This is a genomic window from uncultured Mobiluncus sp. (assembly GCF_963511525.1).
GTDB lineage: Bacteria > Actinomycetota > Actinomycetes > Actinomycetales > Actinomycetaceae > Mobiluncus.
Genome location: NZ_CAUPIY010000018.1, coordinates 1 through 21,781 on the forward strand (window position 1 = coordinate 1; position 21,781 = coordinate 21,781).

General features: G+C 55.7%; 16 protein-coding genes and 2 tRNA genes. 12 read left to right on the forward strand and 6 right to left on the reverse strand.

Translation table 11 applies throughout. The annotated features are described in order from the left end of the window. The first annotated feature begins 129 nt into the window (after nucleotides 1-129). A tRNA-Arg gene (locus tag RQ935_RS09645) sits at nucleotides 130-202 on the forward strand. 7 nt (nucleotides 203-209) lie between these two features. Here the strand turns inward: RQ935_RS09645 and RQ935_RS09650 are convergent. Beyond that, entirely contained in the window at nucleotides 210-4,847 is a 4,638-nt protein-coding gene (locus RQ935_RS09650) for an acyl-CoA dehydratase activase-related protein (RefSeq protein WP_311498185.1), read from the reverse strand. Between the two features lie 192 nt (nucleotides 4,848-5,039). Between RQ935_RS09650 and RQ935_RS09655 the strand changes: the two genes are divergently transcribed. The 3 genes from RQ935_RS09655 to RQ935_RS09665 all read left to right on the forward strand — a co-directional run bounded on the left by RQ935_RS09655 (nucleotide 5,040) and on the right by RQ935_RS09665 (nucleotide 10,234). Beyond that, complete coding sequence (locus RQ935_RS09655; RefSeq protein WP_311498186.1) at nucleotides 5,040-5,651, forward strand: TetR family transcriptional regulator; 612 nt, start codon at nucleotides 5,040-5,042, stop codon at nucleotides 5,649-5,651. Nucleotides 5,652-5,744: 93 nt separating this feature from the next. After that, nucleotides 5,745-9,968: a DNA helicase gene (locus tag RQ935_RS09660; RefSeq protein WP_311498187.1), complete on the forward strand. Its 4,224-nt coding sequence runs from the start codon at nucleotides 5,745-5,747 to the stop codon at nucleotides 9,966-9,968. An 8-nt stretch (nucleotides 9,969-9,976) separates the two neighbouring features. After that, a complete protein-coding gene (locus RQ935_RS09665; RefSeq protein ID WP_311498188.1) occupies nucleotides 9,977-10,234 on the forward strand; it encodes a hypothetical protein in 258 nt (85 codons plus the stop codon). 11 nt (nucleotides 10,235-10,245) lie between these two features. Here the strand turns inward: RQ935_RS09665 and RQ935_RS09670 are convergent, their stop codons facing one another. Continuing rightward, on the reverse strand, nucleotides 10,246-10,842 hold the full coding sequence (locus RQ935_RS09670; protein ID WP_311498189.1) for an SAF domain-containing protein: 597 nt from the start codon (nucleotides 10,840-10,842) through the stop codon (nucleotides 10,246-10,248). Between the two features lie 138 nt (nucleotides 10,843-10,980). Beyond that, the gene (locus RQ935_RS09675; RefSeq protein WP_311498190.1) at nucleotides 10,981-11,628 is read right to left on the reverse strand and encodes a 5-formyltetrahydrofolate cyclo-ligase; all 648 of its coding nucleotides are present in this window, start codon (nucleotides 11,626-11,628) and stop codon (nucleotides 10,981-10,983) included. 76 nt (nucleotides 11,629-11,704) lie between these two features. Here RQ935_RS09675 and RQ935_RS09680 point away from each other — a divergent pair, with 76 nt between their 5' ends. The 6 genes from RQ935_RS09680 to RQ935_RS09705 all read left to right on the forward strand — a co-directional run bounded on the left by RQ935_RS09680 (nucleotide 11,705) and on the right by RQ935_RS09705 (nucleotide 16,462). Next, nucleotides 11,705-12,643, forward strand: coding sequence for a UTP--glucose-1-phosphate uridylyltransferase (locus RQ935_RS09680; RefSeq protein ID WP_311498191.1), 939 nt, complete (start codon nucleotides 11,705-11,707; stop codon nucleotides 12,641-12,643). Further along, nucleotides 12,643-13,839 (forward strand): gephyrin-like molybdotransferase Glp, encoded by a 1,197-nt coding sequence (gene glp, locus RQ935_RS09685; RefSeq protein WP_311498192.1) that lies wholly within the window; start codon nucleotides 12,643-12,645, stop codon nucleotides 13,837-13,839. The genes RQ935_RS09680 and glp overlap by 1 nt, the downstream gene beginning before the upstream one ends. 10 nt (nucleotides 13,840-13,849) lie before the next feature. Continuing rightward, nucleotides 13,850-14,518 carry a GNAT family protein gene (locus RQ935_RS09690; RefSeq protein WP_311498193.1) on the forward strand — a complete coding sequence of 223 codons (669 nt, stop codon included), beginning with the start codon at nucleotides 13,850-13,852 and terminating at the stop codon, nucleotides 14,516-14,518. A gap of 158 nt (nucleotides 14,519-14,676) precedes the next feature. Beyond that, nucleotides 14,677-15,783, forward strand: coding sequence for a hypothetical protein (locus RQ935_RS09695; protein WP_311498194.1), 1,107 nt, complete (start codon nucleotides 14,677-14,679; stop codon nucleotides 15,781-15,783). A 94-nt stretch (nucleotides 15,784-15,877) separates the two neighbouring features. Beyond that, nucleotides 15,878-15,950 (forward strand) — tRNA-Ala (locus RQ935_RS09700). Nucleotides 15,951-16,024: 74 nt separating this feature from the next. Then, nucleotides 16,025-16,462, forward strand: coding sequence for a GtrA family protein (locus RQ935_RS09705; RefSeq protein WP_311498195.1), 438 nt, complete (start codon nucleotides 16,025-16,027; stop codon nucleotides 16,460-16,462). Here the strand turns inward: RQ935_RS09705 and RQ935_RS09710 are convergent. The 3 genes from RQ935_RS09710 to RQ935_RS09720 all read right to left on the reverse strand — a co-directional run bounded on the left by RQ935_RS09710 (nucleotide 16,451) and on the right by RQ935_RS09720 (nucleotide 19,204). Beyond that, complete coding sequence (locus RQ935_RS09710; protein ID WP_311498196.1) at nucleotides 16,451-17,497, reverse strand: NAD(P)-dependent alcohol dehydrogenase; 1,047 nt, start codon at nucleotides 17,495-17,497, stop codon at nucleotides 16,451-16,453. The two genes, RQ935_RS09705 and RQ935_RS09710, sit on opposite strands and share 12 nt — an antisense overlap. A 184-nt stretch (nucleotides 17,498-17,681) precedes the next feature. Continuing rightward, entirely contained in the window at nucleotides 17,682-18,308 is a 627-nt protein-coding gene (locus RQ935_RS09715; protein WP_311498197.1) for a MarC family protein, read from the reverse strand. 20 nt (nucleotides 18,309-18,328) lie between these two features. Further along, nucleotides 18,329-19,204, reverse strand: a complete 876-nt coding sequence (locus tag RQ935_RS09720) for an undecaprenyl-diphosphate phosphatase (RefSeq protein WP_311498198.1) — start codon at nucleotides 19,202-19,204, stop codon at nucleotides 18,329-18,331. A 109-nt stretch (nucleotides 19,205-19,313) separates the two neighbouring features. Between RQ935_RS09720 and RQ935_RS09725 the strand changes: the two genes are divergently transcribed. Both RQ935_RS09725 and RQ935_RS09730 read left to right on the forward strand, forming a co-directional pair. Beyond that, entirely contained in the window at nucleotides 19,314-20,300 is a 987-nt protein-coding gene (locus tag RQ935_RS09725; protein WP_399532427.1) for an ABC transporter ATP-binding protein, read from the forward strand. Then, a complete protein-coding gene (locus RQ935_RS09730) occupies nucleotides 20,297-21,520 on the forward strand; it encodes an ABC transporter permease (RefSeq protein WP_311498199.1) in 1,224 nt (407 codons plus the stop codon). The genes RQ935_RS09725 and RQ935_RS09730 overlap by 4 nt, the downstream gene beginning before the upstream one ends. The last annotated feature ends 261 nt before the right edge of the window (nucleotides 21,521-21,781 follow it).

A 21,781-nucleotide genomic window follows, 5' to 3' on the forward strand; every position in this document is an offset into this window, starting at 1 on the left:
CCTTACACCGCAAAGAAAAACCCGAAATAAAGACACACAAAATGTTACTTAACCCGCTTTTTATTACTGTTCGTTTTTATCGTTCAGTATTTATAATCGCGCTGAAAACACAGTAGACTTGGTAACGTTGCCCTCGTAGCTCAGTGGATAGAGCAACCGCCTCCTAAGCGGTAGGTCGGCCGTTCGAATCGGCTCGGGGGCGCTTTCGTTTATTGTTGGCCGGGCATGGTCGGCATCCCCAGCAGCGCCGGCTCGTCCGGGTCGGAGCAACAGCCAGCCACAGCGGATTCAGCCGCTGCAAACTCTGGCAAATCCGAACCAAACTGACTGAAGTCCAAATCGCGTCCCTCATTGATTTTCGCAGTCGAAATCATGAGCTTTATCCGATTCAGCTGGTTCACTGCCGAAGCTCCGGGGTCATAATCAATCCCGACAATATTTGCCTGGGGATAGCGGTTACGCAGAGGCCGGAACATGCCTTTGCCAACGATGTGGTTAGGCAGGCAGGCGAAGGGCTGCACACAAATGATATTCGGGCAGCCGTCTTCAATCATGTCCACCATCTCAGAAACCAAGTACCAGCCTTCTCCCGCCTGGTTCCCCATGGAAGCAATGTCTTTGGAACGCTCATACATATCCATAATGTTGCGACCGGGCAGGAATTTGCCGTTGGTGGCTGACATCGCCTTGTTCACCGTTGCGGTGTAGCGGCGCAAAACCCACAATGCCAGCGGTTTCGTAAACCTGGCTTGCGGATTCATCCCTAGGTTTTCCCAGTCCCATTTTCCGTCCGCGAGCGAGTACTCAAAGAACTGTAGCAGGCCAGGAAGGACCGCTTCGCAGCCTTCATCCTCGATGGTTTGTACCGCGTGGTTGTTTGCGTAGGGGTGGAACTTGACCAGAATCTCTCCCACAATCCCGACCCGCGGTTTGCGGGGGATGTTCCGCAGCGGAAGGGCGTCGAACTCGCGCACACATATCTTGGTGAGCTTGGAATAGCTGACACGTCCAAAACCACCGACATTTTTCCCGTCCGAAGCAAACCATTCGCGCCACAACTCGTTCCAGCGCTCATAGAGAGCCATCGCGGAACCGGGAGCCGCCTCGTAGGGTCTCACCCGCAGCAGCATCTTTTGAATGGCGTCTCCGATAACCAAGGCTTGAATAATTCGATGATAAATCGGAATCGTAAACGTAAATCCGGGATTTTCTTCCAGCCCCTGCAGAGACATAGCAATGACCGGGACCTGCGGATATCCGGCATCTCGCAGTCCTTTGCGCAGTAGCGAAGCATAGTTCGTCGCCCGGCACATACCGCCGGTCTGGCTCATGGCTACGGCAGTTTTATCCGGGTCGGCCCGTCCGGAAACAAATTCGTCGATGAGTTGACCCAGCACCACCAGTGAGGGATAGCAAGCATCGTTATTGATGTACTTGAGCCCGGTTTCCATGGTTTGGGCGTCGACATTCTCCAGCAGTCGAACGTTGTATCCCTTACGTTTCAGGACCGGCTCAGCCAGACGGAATTGGATGGTCGCCATCTGCGGCACCAGAATGGTGTAGCCTGCGTCTCGCATCTCTTTCGTGAAGGGGTGCGCCTCGTAGACGTGACCCGCAGGGTTCTTGCCGGCACTAGAGACCGCGGACAGGGGACTGGGCACCCCCTCCGGGCGGGTGGCGCTGGCCGGGAAAGTAGCCACGGTCGCTGACATGAGAGCTTCACCAGCGACCTTGTGATTGTCCGGAATAGTGTCGGTAGAGGTGTTGGGCAGGAAGCTCACATTGACACTGCCCGTGTTGTCAACGTGAGCGCTGCCGGTCAGGCCGGCGACGTTGATGGCGCTTTCGTTGCGTTTGGTACGCTCTTCACGCTCAATGGCGGCCGCGGCCAGGGAACGCAGCCGAATGGTTGCCGCTCCCAAGTTAGAGACCTCGTCAATCTTCAGTTGGGTAAAGATGTCGTTTTGGCCTTCCAGGATTTCTTGCACCTGCTCTGCCGTGACGGCATCGAGGCCACAGCCAAAGGAAGTCAGCTGCACCAGCTCCAAGTCTGGTTCCGCGGCAACGCGGGCGGCTGCTTCGTACAAGCGAGAGTGGTAAGTCCACTGGTCACGCACCCGCAGCGGGCGTTCCAGACGGCCATCGGCGATAGAGTCCTCCGTCAGCACTGCCATACCTAAGCTGATAATCGCCTCCGGAATTCCGTGATTGATTTCCGGATCCAAGTGGTAGGGACGACCCGCCAAAACCACACCGCGCTTGCCGTGTGCGCGCATCCATTCCAAAGCCAGACGACCCTGCTGACGAATCTCGTCTTTGACCCGCGCATCCTCGGCATAGCCGGCGTGAACCGCAGCGGTAGCCTCCTCGAGAGTGACGTTCCAGTCAGCAAATACTTCAGTCAGACGTTTCGCCACAAAGTCTGGGTCTGCCATGTTTAAGAACGGTGAGATGAAGCGCACTCCGGGAGCATCGAGGCCTTCCATGTTGTGACGCAACGCCTCGGGATAGGTAGCGACGACCGGACAGTTGTAGTTATTGTCAGCTTTGAGATTGCGGGGCATGTTGTAGTTCACGCAGGGGTAGAAAATCGTTTTCACCCCTTTTTCCAGCAGCTGTTCGATATGCCCGTGAGCCAGTTTCGCCGGATAACAGATATTTTCCGAGGGGATTGACTCCATGCCCTGTTCAAACAGTTCGTGGGAGGACCGCCCCGAAATCATGACGCGAAAACCGAGCTGGCTCAAAATTGTGAACCACAGCGGGTAATCCTCATACATCCCCAAGACGCGAGGAATGCCGATATCCCCGCGAGTGGCTTTGTCTTCAGTCAGACGACGATAGGCGAACAGTCGGCGATATTTCCAGTCATAAAGGTTTGGAATCTGGGACTTTTGAGGTCGTTTTTCCAAACTGGCGCCGCGTTCGCAACGGTTGCCGGTGACGTGGCGGGAGCCATTAGCGAAGGTAGAAATCGTCACCTGGCAGTGGTTTTGGCAAAAGTTACAGGTTTTGTGGGTAGTTTCGACATCGAAGGCATCCAAATCCGCCAAGCTGGCTAACGTGGACTGCGTGGTGGGGTCGTCGTGCATTTTGGCGCTCAAGGCCGCCCCGTAGGCTCCCATCAGCCCGGCGATATTAGGTCGAATCACCTCTCGTTTCGTCAGTAACTCGAAAGCCCGCAAGACGGCATCGTTCAGGAAAGTACCTCCCTGCACCACGACCTTGTCGCCCAAATCTGAAGGATCCTTAAGTTTGATGACTTTATACAGAGCATTGCGCACCACCGAATAAGACAGACCCGCGGCGATAGCCCCGGTATCGGCGCCTTCCTTCTGGGCTTGCTTGACCGAGGAATTCATGAACACGGTACACCGGGTACCCAGGTCTATCGGATCGGGGCTCTGCACCGCGGCGGCGGCAAATTCCTGCACTGTGGTGCTCATTGTGGCGGCAAACGTTTGCAGGAACGAACCGCAGCCGGAAGAACACGCCTCGTTGACTGAAATCGAGTCGACGCTGCCGTCCTTAATCTTGATGAATTTCATGTCCTGGCCGCCGATGTCCACCACCGAAGTCACCCCCGGAGCGATATGGTTGGCCGCCCGGTAGTGAGCCATGGTTTCCACGACTCCTTCGTCCAGGGTCATCCCGGCCTTTATCAGGCCTTCGCCGTAGCCGGTAGAACAAGCGCGCCCGATAGTGGTGCCTGCCGGAAGCTCCTGGCGAATCCGGCGCACAATGTCGATGGCTGCCCGCAGAGGATTGCCTTCATTCGTGGCGTAGTGAGAAAAAACAATGCGGTCTGACTCGTCGATGACCACGGCTTTGATGGTGGTGGAGCCGGCGTCAATCCCTAGCCAACAGCGTCCCTTTGCTTCCGTCGGGTTCAGAGACTGGATGCAATCGCGTTGGTGGCGCTGACGAAACTCGTTGAGTTCCGCGTCGTTTTTGAACAGCGGGCGCATCCGGGTCGATTCGTGGACGACTTCGGCCTGTTTCAGGCGTTCAATCAGGACTTCCAGGCTCTCCGGGGTGGCAGCTTTACCGCCTGCACGCCCTCCGTCGGCCAGCAGGGCGGTGCCCAGAGCCACAAAGAGCTGCGCGTCGGGTGGCGTGTAAAAGTTTTCCACTTTGGGCAGCAGTTTTTCATAAGCCTGGCGTAGTTCCGGCAGGAAGTGCAGCGGGCCGCCAAGGAACATGACATTGCCGCGGAGAGGACGGCCGTTGGCCAGACCCGCAATGGTTTGCGTGGCTACCGCCATAAATACAGAGGCGGCAATGTCCGCGTGGGCGGCACCTTGGTTCAGCAATGGTTGAATGTCAGATTTAGCAAAAACGCCGCAGCGTGAAGCGATGGGGTAAATCGTTTGCGCTTGTGCCGCGAGAGTGTTCATCCCCTCGGCATCGGTGTCTAGCAGGGTCGCCATCTGGTCGATGAAGGCTCCGGTTCCTCCTGCACAAGATCCGTTCATACGCTGTTCGGGAGTCGGATGCAGATAGGTCAGTTTCGCGTCCTCTCCGCCCAGTTCGATGATGACGTCAGTCTGAGGACTATGTTTACGGACAGCTTCGGTTTCAGCAATGACTTCCTGGACGAAGGGTACTCGCATAGAGTTGGCGACTTGGAGACCGCCCGAGCCGGTGACGGCGGTTTGGACAGTAACGTTGCCCAAATCGGTGAGGACATCTTCCAAAAGTTGGGTTAGCTCGCGACGAACATCTGCCTTGTGACGGCGATAATCGGCAAAGACTTTTTGTCCTTGAGTGTTGAGGGCCACCGCTTTTACGGTGGTGGAGCCCACATCAACTCCGAGGCGGATGATGTTCGCGGCACTAACAGTCATACGATTGGCCTCAATTCATTTCCTTGCCGTGTTTTCTAGGAACATACCCAGAAAACTGAGAAATTTTAACGTGTTGAAATTAGAATAATATAGAACGCAGAATCCTTGGGTTTACCGGGAAAACCACTGGGAAGCCTGGAGAAATATTATTGAAACTTGGAAAAATAATTACGTAACGTAAGGCTAACTAAATTGATTAAGAGCGATAACTCAGCCCGGAGAGGACCTACGGGACCGCGGGGGGAAACCCGAGAAAGAATCCTCGCCGCCGCCAATGCGGCTTTTACCGAATTGGACTATAAACATGCTACTTACCGCGAAATTGCCCGCCGTGCCGCAGTCGACCCGGCTCTCATCGCGTATTACTTTCAGTCCAAGGCTCAGCTGCTGCGGGAATCATTGGCTTTGCCGGAAGACCCTAAACAGTTGATGACAGCGGCGCTGGTGGATGGCCCCCCCGAAGAAACCGGACACCGTTTGGCTGCCACCATTCTGAACACTTGGGAACAAGCCGCTACCGCCGGAACCTTGGAGACGCTGTTCAACCTGCTGTTGCAAGATTCGGCAACCCAGCAGACCTTTGCGAATTATGTGCAAAACGAAATTATTTCCAGTATCAGGGAATACATCGGGACGGATTTGGATTTGCCCATCGAGCTGATGATGAGCGCAATGTTGGGGGTTCTGCTGTCCCGTTACGTGGTAAAGCTGGAGCCCCTGGCCTCCATGAGCCGCGAGGATTTGATTGCAGTGCTGGGAACGGTGATTCAGCGTCTGTTGGGGCAGCTGGAAACGGTGGGGTAATCCTGACCACAAGTTGTGCATTTCCTCCCTTAGATTCGCCCACTTTTGGCGTGCCATCGCGGAATTGTGCCATATTTCACATATCGTGGATATGTGGAAGAAGATTTGGAACAGCCGGTACAAAGCCCCGGGGAAAGCGCGGAAAATCCCGCCCCCGCTTCCTCTGATCAGAGTGACGCTGCCACCGAGGTTTTGCAGTCTGTAGCAGTCAATCCGGTTCAGGAGCGTCTGGCGCTGTGGGCTGAGGAAGCATCGGCCTCACCAGGAGCCCAGGGGATACGCGACATCGACGCGCTCGAGAACCTTCTGGATTTGACCGGGGCTCATCCCGCGGGAATAGCCCAGCTGTATGGCGGTCGGCTGACGAAATTATCTTCGTTGCTGCGTGACAGTGCCGCCTTGGGTGCCGCCCGAGCGGTAATGAGGAAACTTGACGCCGAAAAGAAATCTTCAGTGGCTCGCTGTGGGTTGTACCCCACCAATCTGGTGATTGGGGTCGCGAACTGGACTCAACTGCCCCCATTCAAGGAATCTGAACGGGGAACGCGCCCTGAACTGAGCCATTTCAAATTGGAGAGATTCAACCTGCCGGTGCTGATGCGTCCGCTGGAACTGGAAGCGGTTGATGGGGACTACACCTTGAAAATGGGCGGATCGGTAGTGATGAACCCGGTCCTGGTGAAAGTTTTTCGAGATCGTCAGATAGATTGCAATCCTGAAGCCATAATTGCTTCGAGCTTAGAGGATGGCCGCTTGAACGTGACCTCAGCTCTCGAGGCGATTCGTCGGGCGGGACAGGACTTCATACCGGGGTTTGATCTCAAAGAAAACCTTATGGTTGCTAATCTGGGGGTCGCCAGCGCGGTACTCAGTTCGGATTGGGACACCATCCTCCCGGTGGCTGGTGAAAATCGGCTGGTCAAAGCGTTTGCGGGAGACAAGTCAGCAGCTGCTGAGCTTTTGGAGCCACTGCCCGAAACCAGCCCGGCGGATCGGGATCCGGATTTGGAACGCGGTATCGGCGACTTGGATGTGAACCAGGCACGAGTTGTGGAACTGGTCGCCAGTGGACGTTCCATTTTTGTCGAGGTTCCTCCGGGGGCTCCCGGTTCACCCACTGTCCAAGCGATTTTGGCTGATTGTGGCGCCAGTGGGAAACACGTTTGCTACGTACCGGGAGTGCGCCGAATTGGTAAGGCCACGGTGGAAGGTTTGCAAAAGACCGGATTGGGCCGTTTCGTGTTGGATCTGACCGGGGCTAGTGAGTGGCGTAGCGCTTTACGAGACCAACTTTTGAGTGGGGACACAGCGAATCCGCAGCCGCCCGTGCCGGTCACGGAGTTGGGCGAAGCTCACGAGAGACTGCGCCAAACTCGAGACAAACTCAGTGCCTATACGCAGCGTTTGCACGTGGTGCGTGAGCCGTGGGGAGTTTCCGCCTATGCTGCCCTGCAGGCTCTCGCGGACCTAACAAGCGCAAAGCCGGGACCGCGCACGAAAGTGAAACTGGAACTTGCCGATGACGAACACTCCAGCAAAGAAGGACGTAAACGAGCTCGTGAACTGCTGACCCGAGCCCAAGATGCTGGCCTGTTAGGGCCGGAGCTACAAGAATCCCCCTGGAAAGGCGTGGTTCTTTCCACTGAAGCGGATGCCCAGGATGCCATCGAAAAGATTCATGCCCTGGCGGATGGTCGCCTAGCTACTCTGCATCAGGAACTGGAGCGGGTCAGCGAAGAAACTGGATTGGTTCTCGCCCCCACGCTGAACGCCTGGAAAGAACAGTTGGGAATGTTAAAGGGAGTGGCGCAATCTCTAGATATTTTCCAACCCGAAATTTTTGAACATTCGGCCGCAGATATGGTCATCGCTACCGCCAGCCGCAAATGGCGTCAGGAACGCTCCTTACCGATGAAAGGCAGGGATAAGCGCAGTCTGGTAAAGCAAGCCAAGGATTCGCTGCGTCCGGGAGTGGTGCCCCGGGATTTGCACGATGAACTGGTGCGGGTCCAAAGTTTCCGTGACCTGTGGCGCCGCCATGCGCTGCCGGGAGCTTGGCCGCGAATTCCGCAAGATTTTGAGGCGGTACAGGAACTTTCGGCGCAAGTTTTTGCCGAAATCGCGGCGCTTGCCCCCACCCTCAGTCAAGTCACCACCCCGGAAGGGGCGAAACCTGAGGAAGTGCCTTTGTCCGACCTTCTGAATTTAGTGAAATCCCTAGATGAAACCACCGACCAAGCTTTGCGTCTGCCCCGGCAGGTACAACTGCTAAAGGAACTGAAAGATTCCGGGTTAGGGCCGCTTCTCGATGATTTACGGACCCGGCGAGTACCTGCTGATTTAGCACTGGCAGAGCTGGATTTGGCTTGGTGGTCAGCTATCTTGCTAAAGATTATGCAAAGCGACCCGGTCTTGGCCGGTGTTGACGGGGCCGCCATGCACGAGTTGGCGGATACGTTGCGTTCCTTGGATTTGGCACAAATCGAATCGCTACCTTTCCCCGTGGCGCGAGCCATGCACGAACTGGCGGATCAAGCGCGCCAGGCTCAGGCTCCGACCGCCGAGGCTTTGCAATCTGTGTTAGAGACTGGGGACACGGCGGCGTTGTCTGACTTCCAAAGTTTTGCCCCCCTCGTTCGCCAACTGCGTCCCGTCTGGGCGCTTTCGCCTTACCTGCTGGCCCAGATTTATGGAAGTTCCACAATCGAGGTTCTGGTTTTGGATCATCTGGATTTCATGAGTTTGTCTCAGGTAATTCCGCTCATTGCGCGGGCAAAGCAGCTGGTGGTGCTCGGTGATTCCCGGCGAGGGTGGACTGGATTTACCCAGGTTGCAGCGAAAGTCCTGCCGGTAGTGTCCCTGCGTTCAGATTTGGGTGAGCTTTCCGAGCAGGTTGCGCTGTTCCTGGCGAGTCACGGTTACGGCGAATCCGTAGCGCCCGTACCGTCTCCGCGCCCGGCTTCGCTGGTGAAACTCCACGTGCTGACCGGTTCGGAGGCCCCTCTAGCGCGGGATGGATCGCCCGTAATCTCTCGGGTAGAAATTTCACGAGTGGTGGAGTTGGTTTTGGATCACGCCCTGAACCGAGCCTCCCAGTCTCTGGCGGTAGTATGTTTGAACCCCGGGGGAGTAGCGCGGATTCGTTCCGCCCTGAGCGATGCCTTGGTAAAAGTGCCACAGGCTCAGGCTTTCTTTCAAAGTGGAAACGCGCGGGAGCCTTTCGTTGTGGTCGATTCCGCCACGGCTGGCGGGTTGCGCCGCGACGTGGTGATTATGAGTTTGGGGATGTCCAAGACCCCGCGCGGGCGGGTGCAGTTGAACTTTGGCCCGGTTTCTGGCCCTTCCGGGGTCGCTCACGTGGTGGGTTGTCTGGAAGTCGTGCGCCAACGGCTCGAAATTGTCAGCGCGTTTAGAGCCAATGAGGTCGATGCGTCCAAGATTAGCGAGCCGGGGGCTCGAATGCTGGTGGATTTGCTGGACTCCGCCGACAACCCCGAAGGTATGGAGCGGGCTCTAACTACCCCGGAATCCTTCGAGTCGGAACCGGATCGTCTGCTGGTGGATTTGGCGGAGCGTCTGTGGCGCGCGGGGCTGACGGTGGTACCTCGCTTCGGATTAAACGATGGGATTCAGATTCCCCTGGCCATCGGATCCGCGGAGCTACCAAGTGAACTGCTGGTGGCGGTGCTGACCGATGATGACACTTACGTGAAGGAACCTTCCTTGCGCAGGCGGGAGAGACTGTGGCCCGCCCGCTTGGAAGCGGCGGGTTGGAAGGTCATTACCTGTTACACCATGGAAGTTTTTGCCAACCCCGCGGCACAGGCGGCAAAGGTTCGCAAAGCGGTGGGAAAGGCTTTGGCCAGTCGTCAAGACGTCCTTTCGGTTCCTCTCATCGCAGCTCCCCAAATCGAACTTCCCGAGGAACCGGATAATCCAAGTTCTGTACTAAACGGTACAGATATGTCTGCATCGGCCTCCGCCGCGCCGCAGGACTCTGAGGAAACCCCTGCTGAAGACATCGTCAAGACAGCCTCCGAAGAGGAGACTTCTGCGGAAAGTCCTGCCGCCCCGAACCTTCGCGTGGTCGGCACTGCCCGGGGCCCACGTCCCCCGGTCGCCAAAGGGTTGCCCCTGGCAGCCTATGGAGACGACCAGTTGGACGAGCTGCTGGAGTGGATTCAATCTGATGGGGTGGCACGAAACGAGGACCAGCAGGTGAACGAACTGCGGCAAACCTTAGAGCTATCGCGTCGCGGCGCCCAAGTCGACGCCGTGCTGCGTCACGTGGTACGCCGGCGCAACGCTGCCTTGTGAGGAAAACGATGGAACAGAACAAACCTACCCCGCTCGACATTTTTGCCGCTCAAAAGGCTCAGCCTGAACCGAAACGACAACGTCGGCGAATTCGCAGCCACCGTCGCGCTACCTATATCTCCCAGCAGGACGAAGGCAAAGACAACCCATTCGCGATTCCCGGCCCAGGAAAACTTGAGACGACTCCGGAAACGCCAGAAGAAATCGACGAATCCAATGACAAACGGCTGAAAGCGGACATTCCCCCACATTTCGGAAAGCTGTAGTCTGGGATTTACTACCTGCGCACCACGAAACTGAGGTCGTAGTCGGCTTTGGCGGCGATGACTCGGCGAGCTTCATCCTCAGGAGCCGCCAAGTAAGCGATAGAGGCAGAGTTTCCCGTGCCCAAAAAACTTTCTGAGACGGCTTTTACCCCGACAACGCGGGCATTGGAAGCTAACAGTTCCCCATCCACATTCCCCCCGGAGCACCAAATTTCTACCGGCTGCCCGGTCTTGGAGAACCCTGCCACCGCGGGGTCGCTGACTTCAACAGCGAAGGCGACCTCTCCTGTCCGCAGATCCTCCACCGTGTTTTCCACCAACAATGCAGGTTGCAGCACGGTTCCGGCAGACATTTTCACCGCGGCGGTTTTCCCGATGACGCGGTCATTTTTTTGATAGTGGTCTCGGGGAACGCCGGAGGGAGCCAGAGTGGAAAGCCCCACGTCTTTCGCGGTAATTTCACAGCCGGCACACACTTCGTGCTTGACCACCACTACGGTGGTGCCAGATTTTTCAGGTAAAAAGAGCGTTACCACAACGAACACGGCCAAGATAGCCAAACCCGCGGCGAGGGGGTAACGCCAATTCCAAAAACGATTTATACTCATGAGTCCACGCTAGAAAGACGACGGACAACGCGCCACCACCGTGGTTGTCTACCTGTGGAAAACCCGATTTTCACCGCCCTTGTGGAAAACCTCCTGTGATTGAGTAAAACAGCAGTGCAAAGGGCCTATGGGAGCGAATTAAGCGGGCAAAATTCCGGACTTTTGAAACTCGGAGCCTGCCAACTTGAAACAGCACGAGGGCGTCAACACGCCAGTTACCGGAATGTCGTACTGGTCCGTGGGAAGGATTAGCTCCCGCTGCAACTCGTGTGTGTAGCACAGCGCATAGATAGGGGTCTGTTTCTTAACGTAGGGCAGAGCGCGGTCATACCAGCCTCCCCCCTGGCCGAGGCGATTTCCGTGCCGATCTACGGCCAGAGCGGGGGTGATTACCAGGTCCACGGCCGCTAAGGCGGAAGAATCTAAAGCGTCCCCGCTGGGCTCCATCGGCCGGTTCGGCGAGCGGTTGGCTAAATCGTCGCGACCTGCATAAAAAGCCCAGTCACGATTGAGCTTGGAACCTAGCTTTGGCACCAATAACCGCTTGCCCTGCTGGTAGAGCGCCTCGATTAAATCCAAGGTGGGAGGTTCTTTCTTAACTGAGACGTAGCAGGCAATGGTGTGAAAGTCGGTAGCGAACTCGAGCACTCGATCCCTAATTTCCTGACCGGCCTGGGAAACCTGGCTATCACTGAGTCGTTCTCTAAATCCGCGAATGAGTTGTCTTAACTGCTGCTTAGCATCTTCGGGTTCCTGCCCACGCAAATCAGGTAAGTTTAGCTCCATCTCATGCACCTTAACATTGTGCCTTATTTACGTTAATTTATCTTGTTATTACATCGGGATAGATTAGGCTTGATTCATGAGTTTAGAAGTTAGGTGCTCCGTTATCCCCGCCGCTGGGAAGGGAACCCGGATGTATCCTCTGACCAAATCGGTGCCCAAAGAGCTGTTTCCCCTGGTGGATCGACCGGTAATTATGACGGTGATTGAGGAAGCCATTCGCTGTGGTATTGAGCAGTTTCACGTGGTGACCAGCCCTCGAAAGCCCGCTCTGAGAGATTTTTTTACCCACGAAGACTGCGAATCAAATTCGCAAGACTTGCCGTTGCCCCAAGTTGATTTGGTGATACAGGAACAGGCCCGGGGATTGGGGCACGCCGTCCTGCAGGCTCGTGATTCCGTGGGGGAACAGCCTTTTGTCGTGCAGCTTCCGGATGATTTGTATCACCCCGAAGATCCTCTGTTGCAAACTATGTTGGACGTGCATTCGGTGACCGGGGGGTGCGTGGTAGCCCTGATGGAAGTCAGCGTGGCGGAGGCGAAACTTTACAGTTCCGCCCGGGTCGAGCCAGTTGACTTGGGTGCGGCAGCCGCGGGGCACGCAGTGTTCAAGCTCGCTGACATCATTGAGAAACCGGACCCGGATCAGGTCCGTTCGCCCTATGCCTTGATGGGACGCTACGTGCTGAGCCCACGTATTTTTGAAATCTTGGAACGGACAAGTCCGGGGCGTAATAACGAGATTCAGCTTACGGATGCGCTGGCGGCCTTTGCTGAAATTCCTGTTGCGGAGGGAGGCGGCGTCTGGGGGGTCGTTTCGCGTGGGCGCCACTTCGATACCGGCAATTTGACCGGATATTTGCAGGCACAAATGGAACTTTCCCTGGAAAATCCTGATTTCGGCGCGCAGCTTCGAGAATATATGCGAGGTCTAGTCGGTTCGCCTGACGAACCGGCAGCAGCCCAAACTTGCACTGAAAGTACCGATGGTCGGGGCGGAAAGGCAGGCGCTTGCTGATGCGTTCCGTTGGAGAACATCTGAATCTGTGTCTGCTGGCCGCTGAACCGCTGCCGGAACTGGCAGTGCCCCTGGAAGACGCTGTGGGCTGCGTGTTATCGGCGGATATTGTTGCCGAATCCAGCCTGCCCGCAACTAACTTGGCTGGTGGGGACGGCTATGCGGTGCGTGCGCAGGACGTGGCTCGCGTTCCCGCAATCTTACCAGTTACCGCGGATATTCAAGCGGGTGATACCGTGTGGACTCGATTGGTGCCGGGCAGTGCCATCCGGATTGCTTCGGGAGCTCCGCTGCCTCCTGGAGCGGATGCGGTGGTGCCGGTAGAGTCAACAGATATGGGTATTTCCCAGGTCACAGTCACCAAGCCGGTCTCTTTGGGAACCTCCGCTATGGTCATTCCCAGCGGTATTGATGTCCCCGGCGAGACAACCGTACTGCGTGCTGGCCAACGTCTGGATGCGCAAAAAATCGCGTTATTAGCAGCTCTGGGCAAGGGACGGGTACGGGTGCATCCCCGCGTCCGAGTTGTGATTTTGAGCATTGGTGATGAACTTGTAGAGCCGGGAGCTCATCGTGAACCGGGTCAGGTTAATGATGCGAATGGTCATAGCCTGGCCGCGGCGGCCGAAGAAGTTGACGCGAAAACTTTTCGGGTTATGGTCACAGATGAGCGCTCGCGGTTGCGGGAAACTATTGAAGACCAGCTGGTGCGTGCTGATGTGATTGTTACCACGGGAGGTTTATCCTACGGTCCGGCAGATACTGTCAAGGACGTGCTTACGCCTTTGGGTTCCCTACGCTTTGACAATGTGGCCATTGCTCCGGGTCGCCAATTAGGGGTCGGCAAGTTGGGTGAGGTTCCGATTTATTGTCTGCCGGGTAACCCGGTGGCTGCCCAAGTCGCTTTTGAAACTTTTGTGCGCCCGGCTTTGCGAAAGATGGCGGGCTGGTCGAACCTGTACCGTGCTTCCGTGCCGGCAAAAATGTCACGAGGTTGGGTTTCTCCTGCGGAGCGCCGCGAGTTTGTTCCCGTGGTTTTGACTGGAAAACCGGGAGAATACCGCGCAGAAGTGTTGGGTTCGCATCCGCAGGCTAGACTGGCGGCTCTGGCTCAGGCCAATGCCTTCGCGGTGGTTCCGGAGGATGTTACGAAAGTCCAACCGCTGCAAACCTTACACTGTATGGTTTTGGAATGAGCGTTACATAATGCGTAATCTGCGAGGTGAGACGGTTTACCCGGGGGCATTTCGGCGGGTCATCATCCGGGAAGAAAACCTGATAGAACGGGGTCTGCAGACGGAGTTCGATTGGCTGGAAGTGCGCCAGCTGAAGGGGCGCGATTTTTTCGCCATCGAGAAGTTGCGCATGGGGGATCGGACTTGGTTGGCGCCTTGGGAGGCCGGAGCGCCGCCGGGGTTGGGCCACCCGGTCAGCATGGATGAGTTCGTGAAGGACGCCGCTCGCACCGCGCGCTTAGGGCAGGGGATGTACTTCGGAATCGTTGCCGAAGGCCGCCTAGCTGGCCAAATTTCCCTTAGTTCGGTGCAGCGTGGAGCCGAGATGAGCGCTGCCCTGGGCTATTGGATTAACTCCCATTTCGCTGGTCGGGGTCTGACCCCGCTGGCCCTAGCTATGGTCATTGATTGGGGTTTATCGTCCTACGGTCTGCACCGTTTTGAAGTGAATATTCGGCCAGAGAATAGCCCCTCGCTGCGGGTCATGGAAAAGCTAGGTCTGCGCTATGAGGGATTGCGTCAACGTTTTCTCTACATTGACGGGGCGTGGCGTGACCACAGTTCCTTCGCAATTACTACGGAAGAATGGCATCCCGGTGACATGGTGTCCAGGTTGGAGATGGCGCGTCCACGCGGCTAGCCGCCGGTCCAAAATAGTTCGCGAGTCAGTGTGAATATTGTTAGCAATGTGGTAGTTGTTAACTGGTGAGGATTCCGCAGCTGGTCAAACTGCGGTATTCCGAGGGAGTTACGGAGTGGCGTGACCCTTTTGTACCGCCCGGTCGTTATTTTGGGTTTGTGGGTATCTCTGCATGGATTCTTTTAGGCCTGACGCTGGTAGTCACCGGGGTGCTTTTACCTCAGGTGGCCAAATCCCGGCGTCTGATGGGTCAAGCCCGAAATGATGACCGATTCTCGGACGGAGTGCGCCTCTTGGAACTCGACCAACAGGTGCAACAACCCCATTCCGTAGAGGTCGCTCTGCATAAAAACCAAGGTCAACTTGGACGAACGGCGACTCGTCCCATTAAGATGGCTCAGGATTTGAGAACCTACACAGAGACGAAGGCTAACCGTGCGGCGGCAGCTTCCAACCGGGTCACTTCGGCTCGTCGTCGCGCTGGTCTGTTGGGTGGCATGGTGTTTGCTTTAGCGGTGGTCAGCGCCTTTGCGGCCACCGGTTTCCTAGCCTGGTGGGTCTTGGCTGCCCCCGTAATGGGCATCGTGGCAACTATCTGGTGGGGGGCGGTAGCGGCGAAGCGCGGTCGCGAGCAAGACCGTCAATTCCAGCAGTCTATCCGGGTTCTCGAAAAGCGTTTGGCGCAAAGTCCCGCCGGGCGAGCGGCATTGCAGTCGGTAGAGATGCGCGGAGCCAAGCAGTGGGCTAGGGTTGCCGCGGCATCGCTAGCGGGAGGAAAAACGGTGCCCGGTACTCTGGCTCAAGCGGTGCAGATAGCTAATGAAGCTGCGCCCGCCACGGCGGTGAGCCTGGCCGAAGAAGCGAACCGCCTAATCGATGTGGAACGTCCGATACAAAATAACACCGATGCTGAAGCTCAAACAACGGCGGTAACGGCAGACTCGAGCCTTGACAAAAAGGCAAAACCCGAGACGACGCCCGGTGCTGAGACCGTTCAGAACCCCGTTGAGACTGCACCGGAAGTCACCGTAAAGTGGAATCCCGCTGATTTACCGACCCCGTCCTACACGCTTAAGACTGGTGCCATACGCCAAGTGGTTGTGGAGCAAGATTTTCGTGCCGATTGGCAATACGCCCCGGTACCCATGCGGCCCCAGACCGCTCAGATTCTGCCTGCCGGTGAGGCTTTGGCTGCAGAAGACGTCAGTGCAGCTCCGGTGGACTTGGAAAGTATCCTGGAACGCCGTCGCGCCAGCGGGGACTGAATTTCGGTTCAATCGCCGGTGCACTTTTGCCGACAGCCGAGGGGTCGGGAAAATTGGAAGTTAGCTCCTGCAACCGCTACAATCTATACGAACCGGGGCATTGGCGCAGTTGGTAGCGCGCAACGTTCGCAATGTTGAGGTCAGGGGTTCGAATCCCCTATGCTCCACAGGTTGGAAGTCGGAATCGGATGAATCCGGTTCCGACTTTTCGATATCGCAAGCAACAGTCAAACATAAGGAAATGGCCACAGCACCTCAATCGTCTCGTCTCTGGAAGAATCTGCGGCATCTATGCAAGCAGATTATTGGCTTCGGGATTGTCGGACTACTGGCATTCTTTATCGACTACACGCTTTTCGCCTTCCTGTACAAAATCATAGGAATTCACTACCTCATCGCGGCGGCTATCTCTTTCTGCGTTTCTCTAGCCTTCAACTATGCGGCATCTATGCGCTATGTTTTCAGGCACAAGAGCGACATGACTCGCCGACGCGAAGTCATCCTGTTCTTCGTCGGTGCCGTCATCGGCTTAGGCATCAACGAAATCATGCTCTACGTCGGCGATGTCGTGTTTCGCATCGACCCTCTCATCACAAAAATCCTCGCCACCGTGGTTGTCGCGGTGTGGAACTTTGTGACGCGGAAAATTTTTTTGGATTCGCGTGAATCAGAAAGTTGACGTGTCAATCACGTAGCGGTAGCGCACCTTGGAATTCACCACGTTATCCCAGGCTTCGTTGATTTTATCCCCGCTGATGATTTCAATCTGGGGTGCGATGTCATGCTCGGCACAAAAGTCCAGGACTTCTTGAGTCTTGGCGATGCCTCCGATGCTGGAACCAGCAATAATCTTTTGATCATTGACGACATTGCGCATCAAAAAATCTTGCCTATGTTCGGGCAGTCCGACTACAGCCACCACGCCTTCAGGCTTCACGCAAGCAACCAGGTCGTCAAGTTCCACTACATCGCTCAGCGTAGAAACCAGCAGATCAAACTGTCCTGCCATCGACTCCCAGGTGCCCGGCTCAGAAGTGGGGTGAAGTTCTACGGCTCCAAACCGGCGAGCGTCAGCCTCTTTGGAGCGCGTGCGCGAGATGACGTGAGTCTCGGCACCCAGAGCGGCGGAAATCTGGACCCCCATGTGCCCCAGACCGCCCATCCCCACGATAGCAACCTTCTTGCCGGGTCCGGCGCCCCAGCGAGTCAAAGGAGAGTACAAGGTGATGCCCGCACACATAATCGGAGCGGCTTTATCCAGCGGAATGGAATCCGGGATGCGGCAGAGATAGTCTTGTTCAACGGTAATTCCCTGCGAGTAGCCCCCCGCCGTGGGCAGTCCATCGCGTCCCACACAGTTGTAAGTCCAGATGGTCCCGCCTTCATTCCGGCAGAACTGTTCGCTACCGGCTTCGCAAGCCTCGCAGTGACCGCAGGAATCCACGAAGCAGCCCACGCCCACGCGATCGCCGACCTTAAACTTTGTAACGTTCGTTCCAATCTTGGTAACAATACCCGCAATCTCATGGCCTGGTGTCAGTGGGTAGATAACTGACCCCCATTCACCGCGGCCGGTGTGAATGTCGGAGTGGCAGACTCCGGCAAATTTCACCTCGAAATACACCTCGGTAGGGCCGGGCTCGCGGCGTTCCAAGATTGTCGGGTGAAAGGGTTGATCGGGTCCATCCATCGCATAGGCTTTTACTTGCGTCATTGCACTTCTCCTCAGATTTTGGCGAAGCCGTGGCGTTGCGTGATTGCGAGGCATCGCCTTAATGTGTTGCTGTTCCAGCTTAGTTCAATTTTATATTTTCCGAGCAGTATTCATCCGAGGAGAGCCCATATTCATTGGAAAAATTAGGATACAAAATCCAGGTATAAATTATTTTGATTAATTTCTAAATGGTTTTCGCTACGTCCTGAACGACTGAAATAACACCGGTAATCATCAGCTCTACAGCGATGGCGGCGAGCAGCATACCCGCCAGTCGAGTCATCACCGCAACACCGGAATTTCCTAGGAAACGGATGATAGGCGTAGCAAAATGCATAGCGAGCCACGAGGTAAACATGACCGCGATAGTTCCACTGGTCACCGCTATGACGGCGAGGGGATGATGCCCCGCGTGTCCCATAGCTACCATCAGAGCCACTATCGCCCCCGGTCCCGCTAACAGAGGTGTACCCAATGGAACGGCGGCGATATTCAAAGAGCCCCCCTCCTCGCCGACAGTTCCTTCTGCACCGGTCAACAGCTGCAGAGCCACAATCAGCAGCAGCAATCCTCCGGAAATCTGTAGAGCAGCGGGGCTGATTCCCAGCAGGCCGAACAGCTGAAAGCCAAAAAACCCGAATACGAACAGAATGGCAATCGCCAACAGGTTAGCCTGCCAAGCAACTGTTTGACTCTGTTTCTTGGGGAGGTCCTTAGTCAGAGACATGAATACGGGGAGGTTCCCAAAGGGGTCGATGATCACAAACAAGGTGGTGAATGTGGAAATAAACAACCCAAGCTCAGCGTTCATGGATTCCACGATACCCGAAATCAGTTTGCTGGAATAATGCCAGCAATCAGCAGCACCGCGATGAGTCCGCCAATGCACAGGCGATAGATGATGAAGGAGTTAAAACTGTGTTTTGAAACAAATTTCAGTAACCAGGCAATAGATGCGTATCCGATGATAAATGACATAGCCAGCCCCAAAATGGTGGGTGCCCAGCCTACTGTTTCCCCGATAGTGTCGAAGTTGCTCACGCCTTCGAGAGTGCCCGCAGCAACCAAAGCCGGAATCCCCAGGAAGAAAGACAGGCGGGTCGCCAAGACCCGGTCAAAGCCCAGGAACAGGCCCGCGGAAATCGTGGCTCCGGATCGTGAAACCCCGGGAATGAGCGATACGCATTGCATCAAACCAATGAGGAGCGCCTGAATCACAGTGGTTTCATTGTCTGCTATAGTCGCTTTGGGCGAACCGGGAGTTGGTGTTTTCGCTGCCAGTCGCGCCGCATAGTGGTCGGCAGCGAACAGCACTGCTGACCACACCACTAATCCGGCTGCTACGAACCACATGGAACGCAAGCCCGTCTCGATAAAGTCCTTAAACAGCAATCCCACCACAGCAATCGGCACCGACCCTATGATGATGGCCCAGCCGAAGCGATAATCGGGATTGTGCCGGGCGGACTTGTGAAACAGACCCGTCACCCAAGCCTTGATGATGCGCCAAATGTCACTCCAAAAGTACAGTACTGCCGCCGCGATGGCTCCGATTTGAATGACCGCTGTGAAAGCGACCATTCCCACGTCATCAATCTGTTTGCCCATCAGGTATTCAGTAATTGTGAGGTGTCCCGTTGAAGAGACCGGTAAGTATTCAGTAATGCCCTCGACGATACCGAGGATTAGCGCTTCCCACCATGACATGGGTTTTATCCTATACGCCACACCGGAAACCTGGACAAACAGAACCGGAAGCTGGGGGGATTGTTGTATCCTGATTTTTGGGTTAAAGATATTGGCGTGAGGGGAAATCTTGCAACAAAACAGTAGAGCTCTGCGTATAGAGGGCTTGTACAAATCTTTTGGGACTTGCGAAGTTTTGCGAGGTGTTTCCATGAACGTGGAGCCTGGCCAGGTCATGGGTTTTGTGGGCGCGAACGGATCTGGGAAAACCACAACCATGCGTATCGTGATGGGCATCATCGACGCAAATCGGGGACGGGTGACTTTCGGGGGCGAACCTATTGACGCCCCGGTCCGGGCCTCCATCGGCTATATGCCAGAAGAACGCGGCCTGTATCCAAAGATGAAAGTCGGGGAGCAACTGGAATACTTCGCCAGATTGCACGGTCAGAATCGAAGCACCGCACGCGAATCAACCCAGCGCTGGGTACAGCGTTTGGGAGTGTCAGAGCGATTGAAAGACAACGTGGAAAAACTTTCCCTCGGCAACCAGCAGCGCGTGCAGCTAGCGGCGGCGCTGGTTCACAATCCAGTGATGCTGATTCTCGACGAACCATTTTCCGGATTGGATCCGTTGGCCGTAGATGTCATGAGTGGGGTTTTGCAGGAGTACGCGGCACAAGGGGTGCCGGTCATTTTTTCGTCTCATCAGCTGTCCCTGGTGGAGTCGCTGTGTACGCACGTGTCGATTCTTTCGGGAGGCTCCATAGTTGCTTCGGGCGAGGTTGAAAAGCTGCGGCGTGAGGCCGGGACACCGGTGGTCAGGTTGTGTGGCGACGAAGCTGCCGTGGCGGCGGGGACAGAAGCCGCCCGCAAATTAAACCAATCGGTACAGTTTTTTCCCGGCGGTTTGCTGGTGCCAGTTCTCTCAGACAGCCCTACAGCTCACGCCATACTGCAAGCCGCGGTTGAGACGGGGAATGTCACAGAATTCGTCCCGGTAATCCCCACGCTTGCGGAAATCTTCCGCAGCGCCGTAGAGGAAAACGAACCAAAAACCGGGGCCACCGCGATGGTCAGCACCGAGACCGCGGATGTGAAAGGTGGTCAGCAATGAAACAAATTATGATTATTGCCGGGCGCGAGTTCTCGGTGCGGATGAAATCCAAATCCGCCATTATCTCCACTATCGTGGTGGTGCTGGTGGTGCTAATAGCGGGGGGATTGGCGAATTACTTTCATCTCTCCGAGGCAGACACCGAGAAAATCGGCGTAACCACCCAAACCCAAAGTTACGCACCGGCCTTTGAGTCTGAGGCGAATCCCTTTCTGAATACGGCTTCCCCGATGGGGCCGATGTACAAGGTCAAGGGATATGCCGACGACCAGGAATTGGAACAGGCGGTACAAAACAAGGAGATTAGCCTGGGGATTGGCGGCACTGCTGACAAGCCGGTGGTGTTTAGCGATGGACCGGCTTCTCCCACGGCGATGTTGATGATTAATGCCACCGCGCAAAGCGTCATGTTGAGTTCGTATATTGGGAATCTGGGCGGCAGTTTCCAGGAAATCGGCCAGAAAATGCAGCAAATGCAGGTCGAGGTGAGAGACATCTCAGAGTCCGGGGATAGCGGGGATGACTTTAACTTCGCGGCTTACCTGGTGGTAATGGTGCTGATTACCTTGCTATTTATTGTCGTCATGGCGTCGGGACAGCTGGTTGCTAACGGCGTTGTTGAAGAAAAATCCTCGCGAATAGTGGAAATTCTGGTTTCTACGGTGACCCCAAAGCAGCTCCTCATCGGCAAGATTCTGGGCATCACATTATTGGGAGCCCTGCAACTCTTAATCATGGGCTCAGCGGGACTGGTAGCCTTGTTAATTTCGGGTCTGACCAGCGGAATCCGAATCGACCTGGCCAGTTTCTCCGGCTGGTACATAGTGTGGTTTATCTTGGGCTTAGCGACCTATATGGTGCTATTCGCCGGGGCGGGAGCGCTGGCATCGCGTCAAGAAGATGTTGGACAGTCCACGCTTCCGCTCATTTTGCTGCAGTTGGGCGGGTTTTACTCCGCCATTTTCTCGGTACTCACTCCCGGAAGCGTGTTCATCAAAGTGGTCTCTCTGATTCCGTTCCTTAACTGCTACGCGATGCCGGCACGTCAGCTTGCCTCCTCCACCGTGGAGTGGTGGGAGCCCTGGCTCTCTATGGTGATAAACCTGGCGATTTTGCCGATTTTGGTATGGCTGGGAGCGCGGCTGTACCGCAGAGGAATCCTCGCCACCGGAGAGCGCCTGAAACTGAAGGATGCCCTGCGCCGAGAAGCAGTGTCGTAAACAGTTGAAAACTGAGGGAAAACGCGGACGATTAACTTCGATTTGACACTGCATAGGAAACCTACTAAGTTATATATCCGTTGCTCTTGCGACTGACTAAGTCGGTAGGGCGGCAAATCGGGCCTGATGGCAAAGCTACGGAATGAACCGCTGAGGGATTTCTGTGCTCTGAAATCGGGTTCCCCGGTGCGAGGGGGACTTCGCGCGAGTGGGTTTGTTGGTTTTGATCTCGATAGCGTTTTGTTTTTTGTTTACGCGTTT

Excerpts from the sequence above, each read along its gene's own strand:
- RQ935_RS09650 (WP_311498185.1), bottom strand. The coding sequence starts at position 4,847 with ATGACTGTTAGTGCCGCGAACATCATCCGCCTCGGAGTTGATGTGGGC.
- RQ935_RS09665 (WP_311498188.1), top strand. The coding sequence starts at position 9,977 with ATGGAACAGAACAAACCTACCCCGCTCGACATTTTTGCCGCTCAAAAG.
- RQ935_RS09670 (WP_311498189.1), bottom strand. The coding sequence starts at position 10,842 with ATGAGTATAAATCGTTTTTGGAATTGGCGTTACCCCCTCGCCGCGGGT.
- RQ935_RS09675 (WP_311498190.1), bottom strand. The coding sequence starts at position 11,628 with ATGGAGCTAAACTTACCTGATTTGCGTGGGCAGGAACCCGAAGATGCT.
- RQ935_RS09680 (WP_311498191.1), top strand. The coding sequence starts at position 11,705 with ATGAGTTTAGAAGTTAGGTGCTCCGTTATCCCCGCCGCTGGGAAGGGA.
- glp (WP_311498192.1), top strand. The coding sequence starts at position 12,643 with ATGCGTTCCGTTGGAGAACATCTGAATCTGTGTCTGCTGGCCGCTGAA.
- RQ935_RS09690 (WP_311498193.1), top strand. The coding sequence starts at position 13,850 with ATGCGTAATCTGCGAGGTGAGACGGTTTACCCGGGGGCATTTCGGCGG.
- RQ935_RS09705 (WP_311498195.1), top strand. The coding sequence starts at position 16,025 with ATGGCCACAGCACCTCAATCGTCTCGTCTCTGGAAGAATCTGCGGCAT.
- RQ935_RS09710 (WP_311498196.1), bottom strand. The coding sequence starts at position 17,497 with ATGACGCAAGTAAAAGCCTATGCGATGGATGGACCCGATCAACCCTTT.
- RQ935_RS09715 (WP_311498197.1), bottom strand. The coding sequence starts at position 18,308 with ATGAACGCTGAGCTTGGGTTGTTTATTTCCACATTCACCACCTTGTTT.
- RQ935_RS09720 (WP_311498198.1), bottom strand. The coding sequence starts at position 19,204 with ATGTCATGGTGGGAAGCGCTAATCCTCGGTATCGTCGAGGGCATTACT.
- RQ935_RS09730 (WP_311498199.1), top strand. The coding sequence starts at position 20,297 with ATGAAACAAATTATGATTATTGCCGGGCGCGAGTTCTCGGTGCGGATG.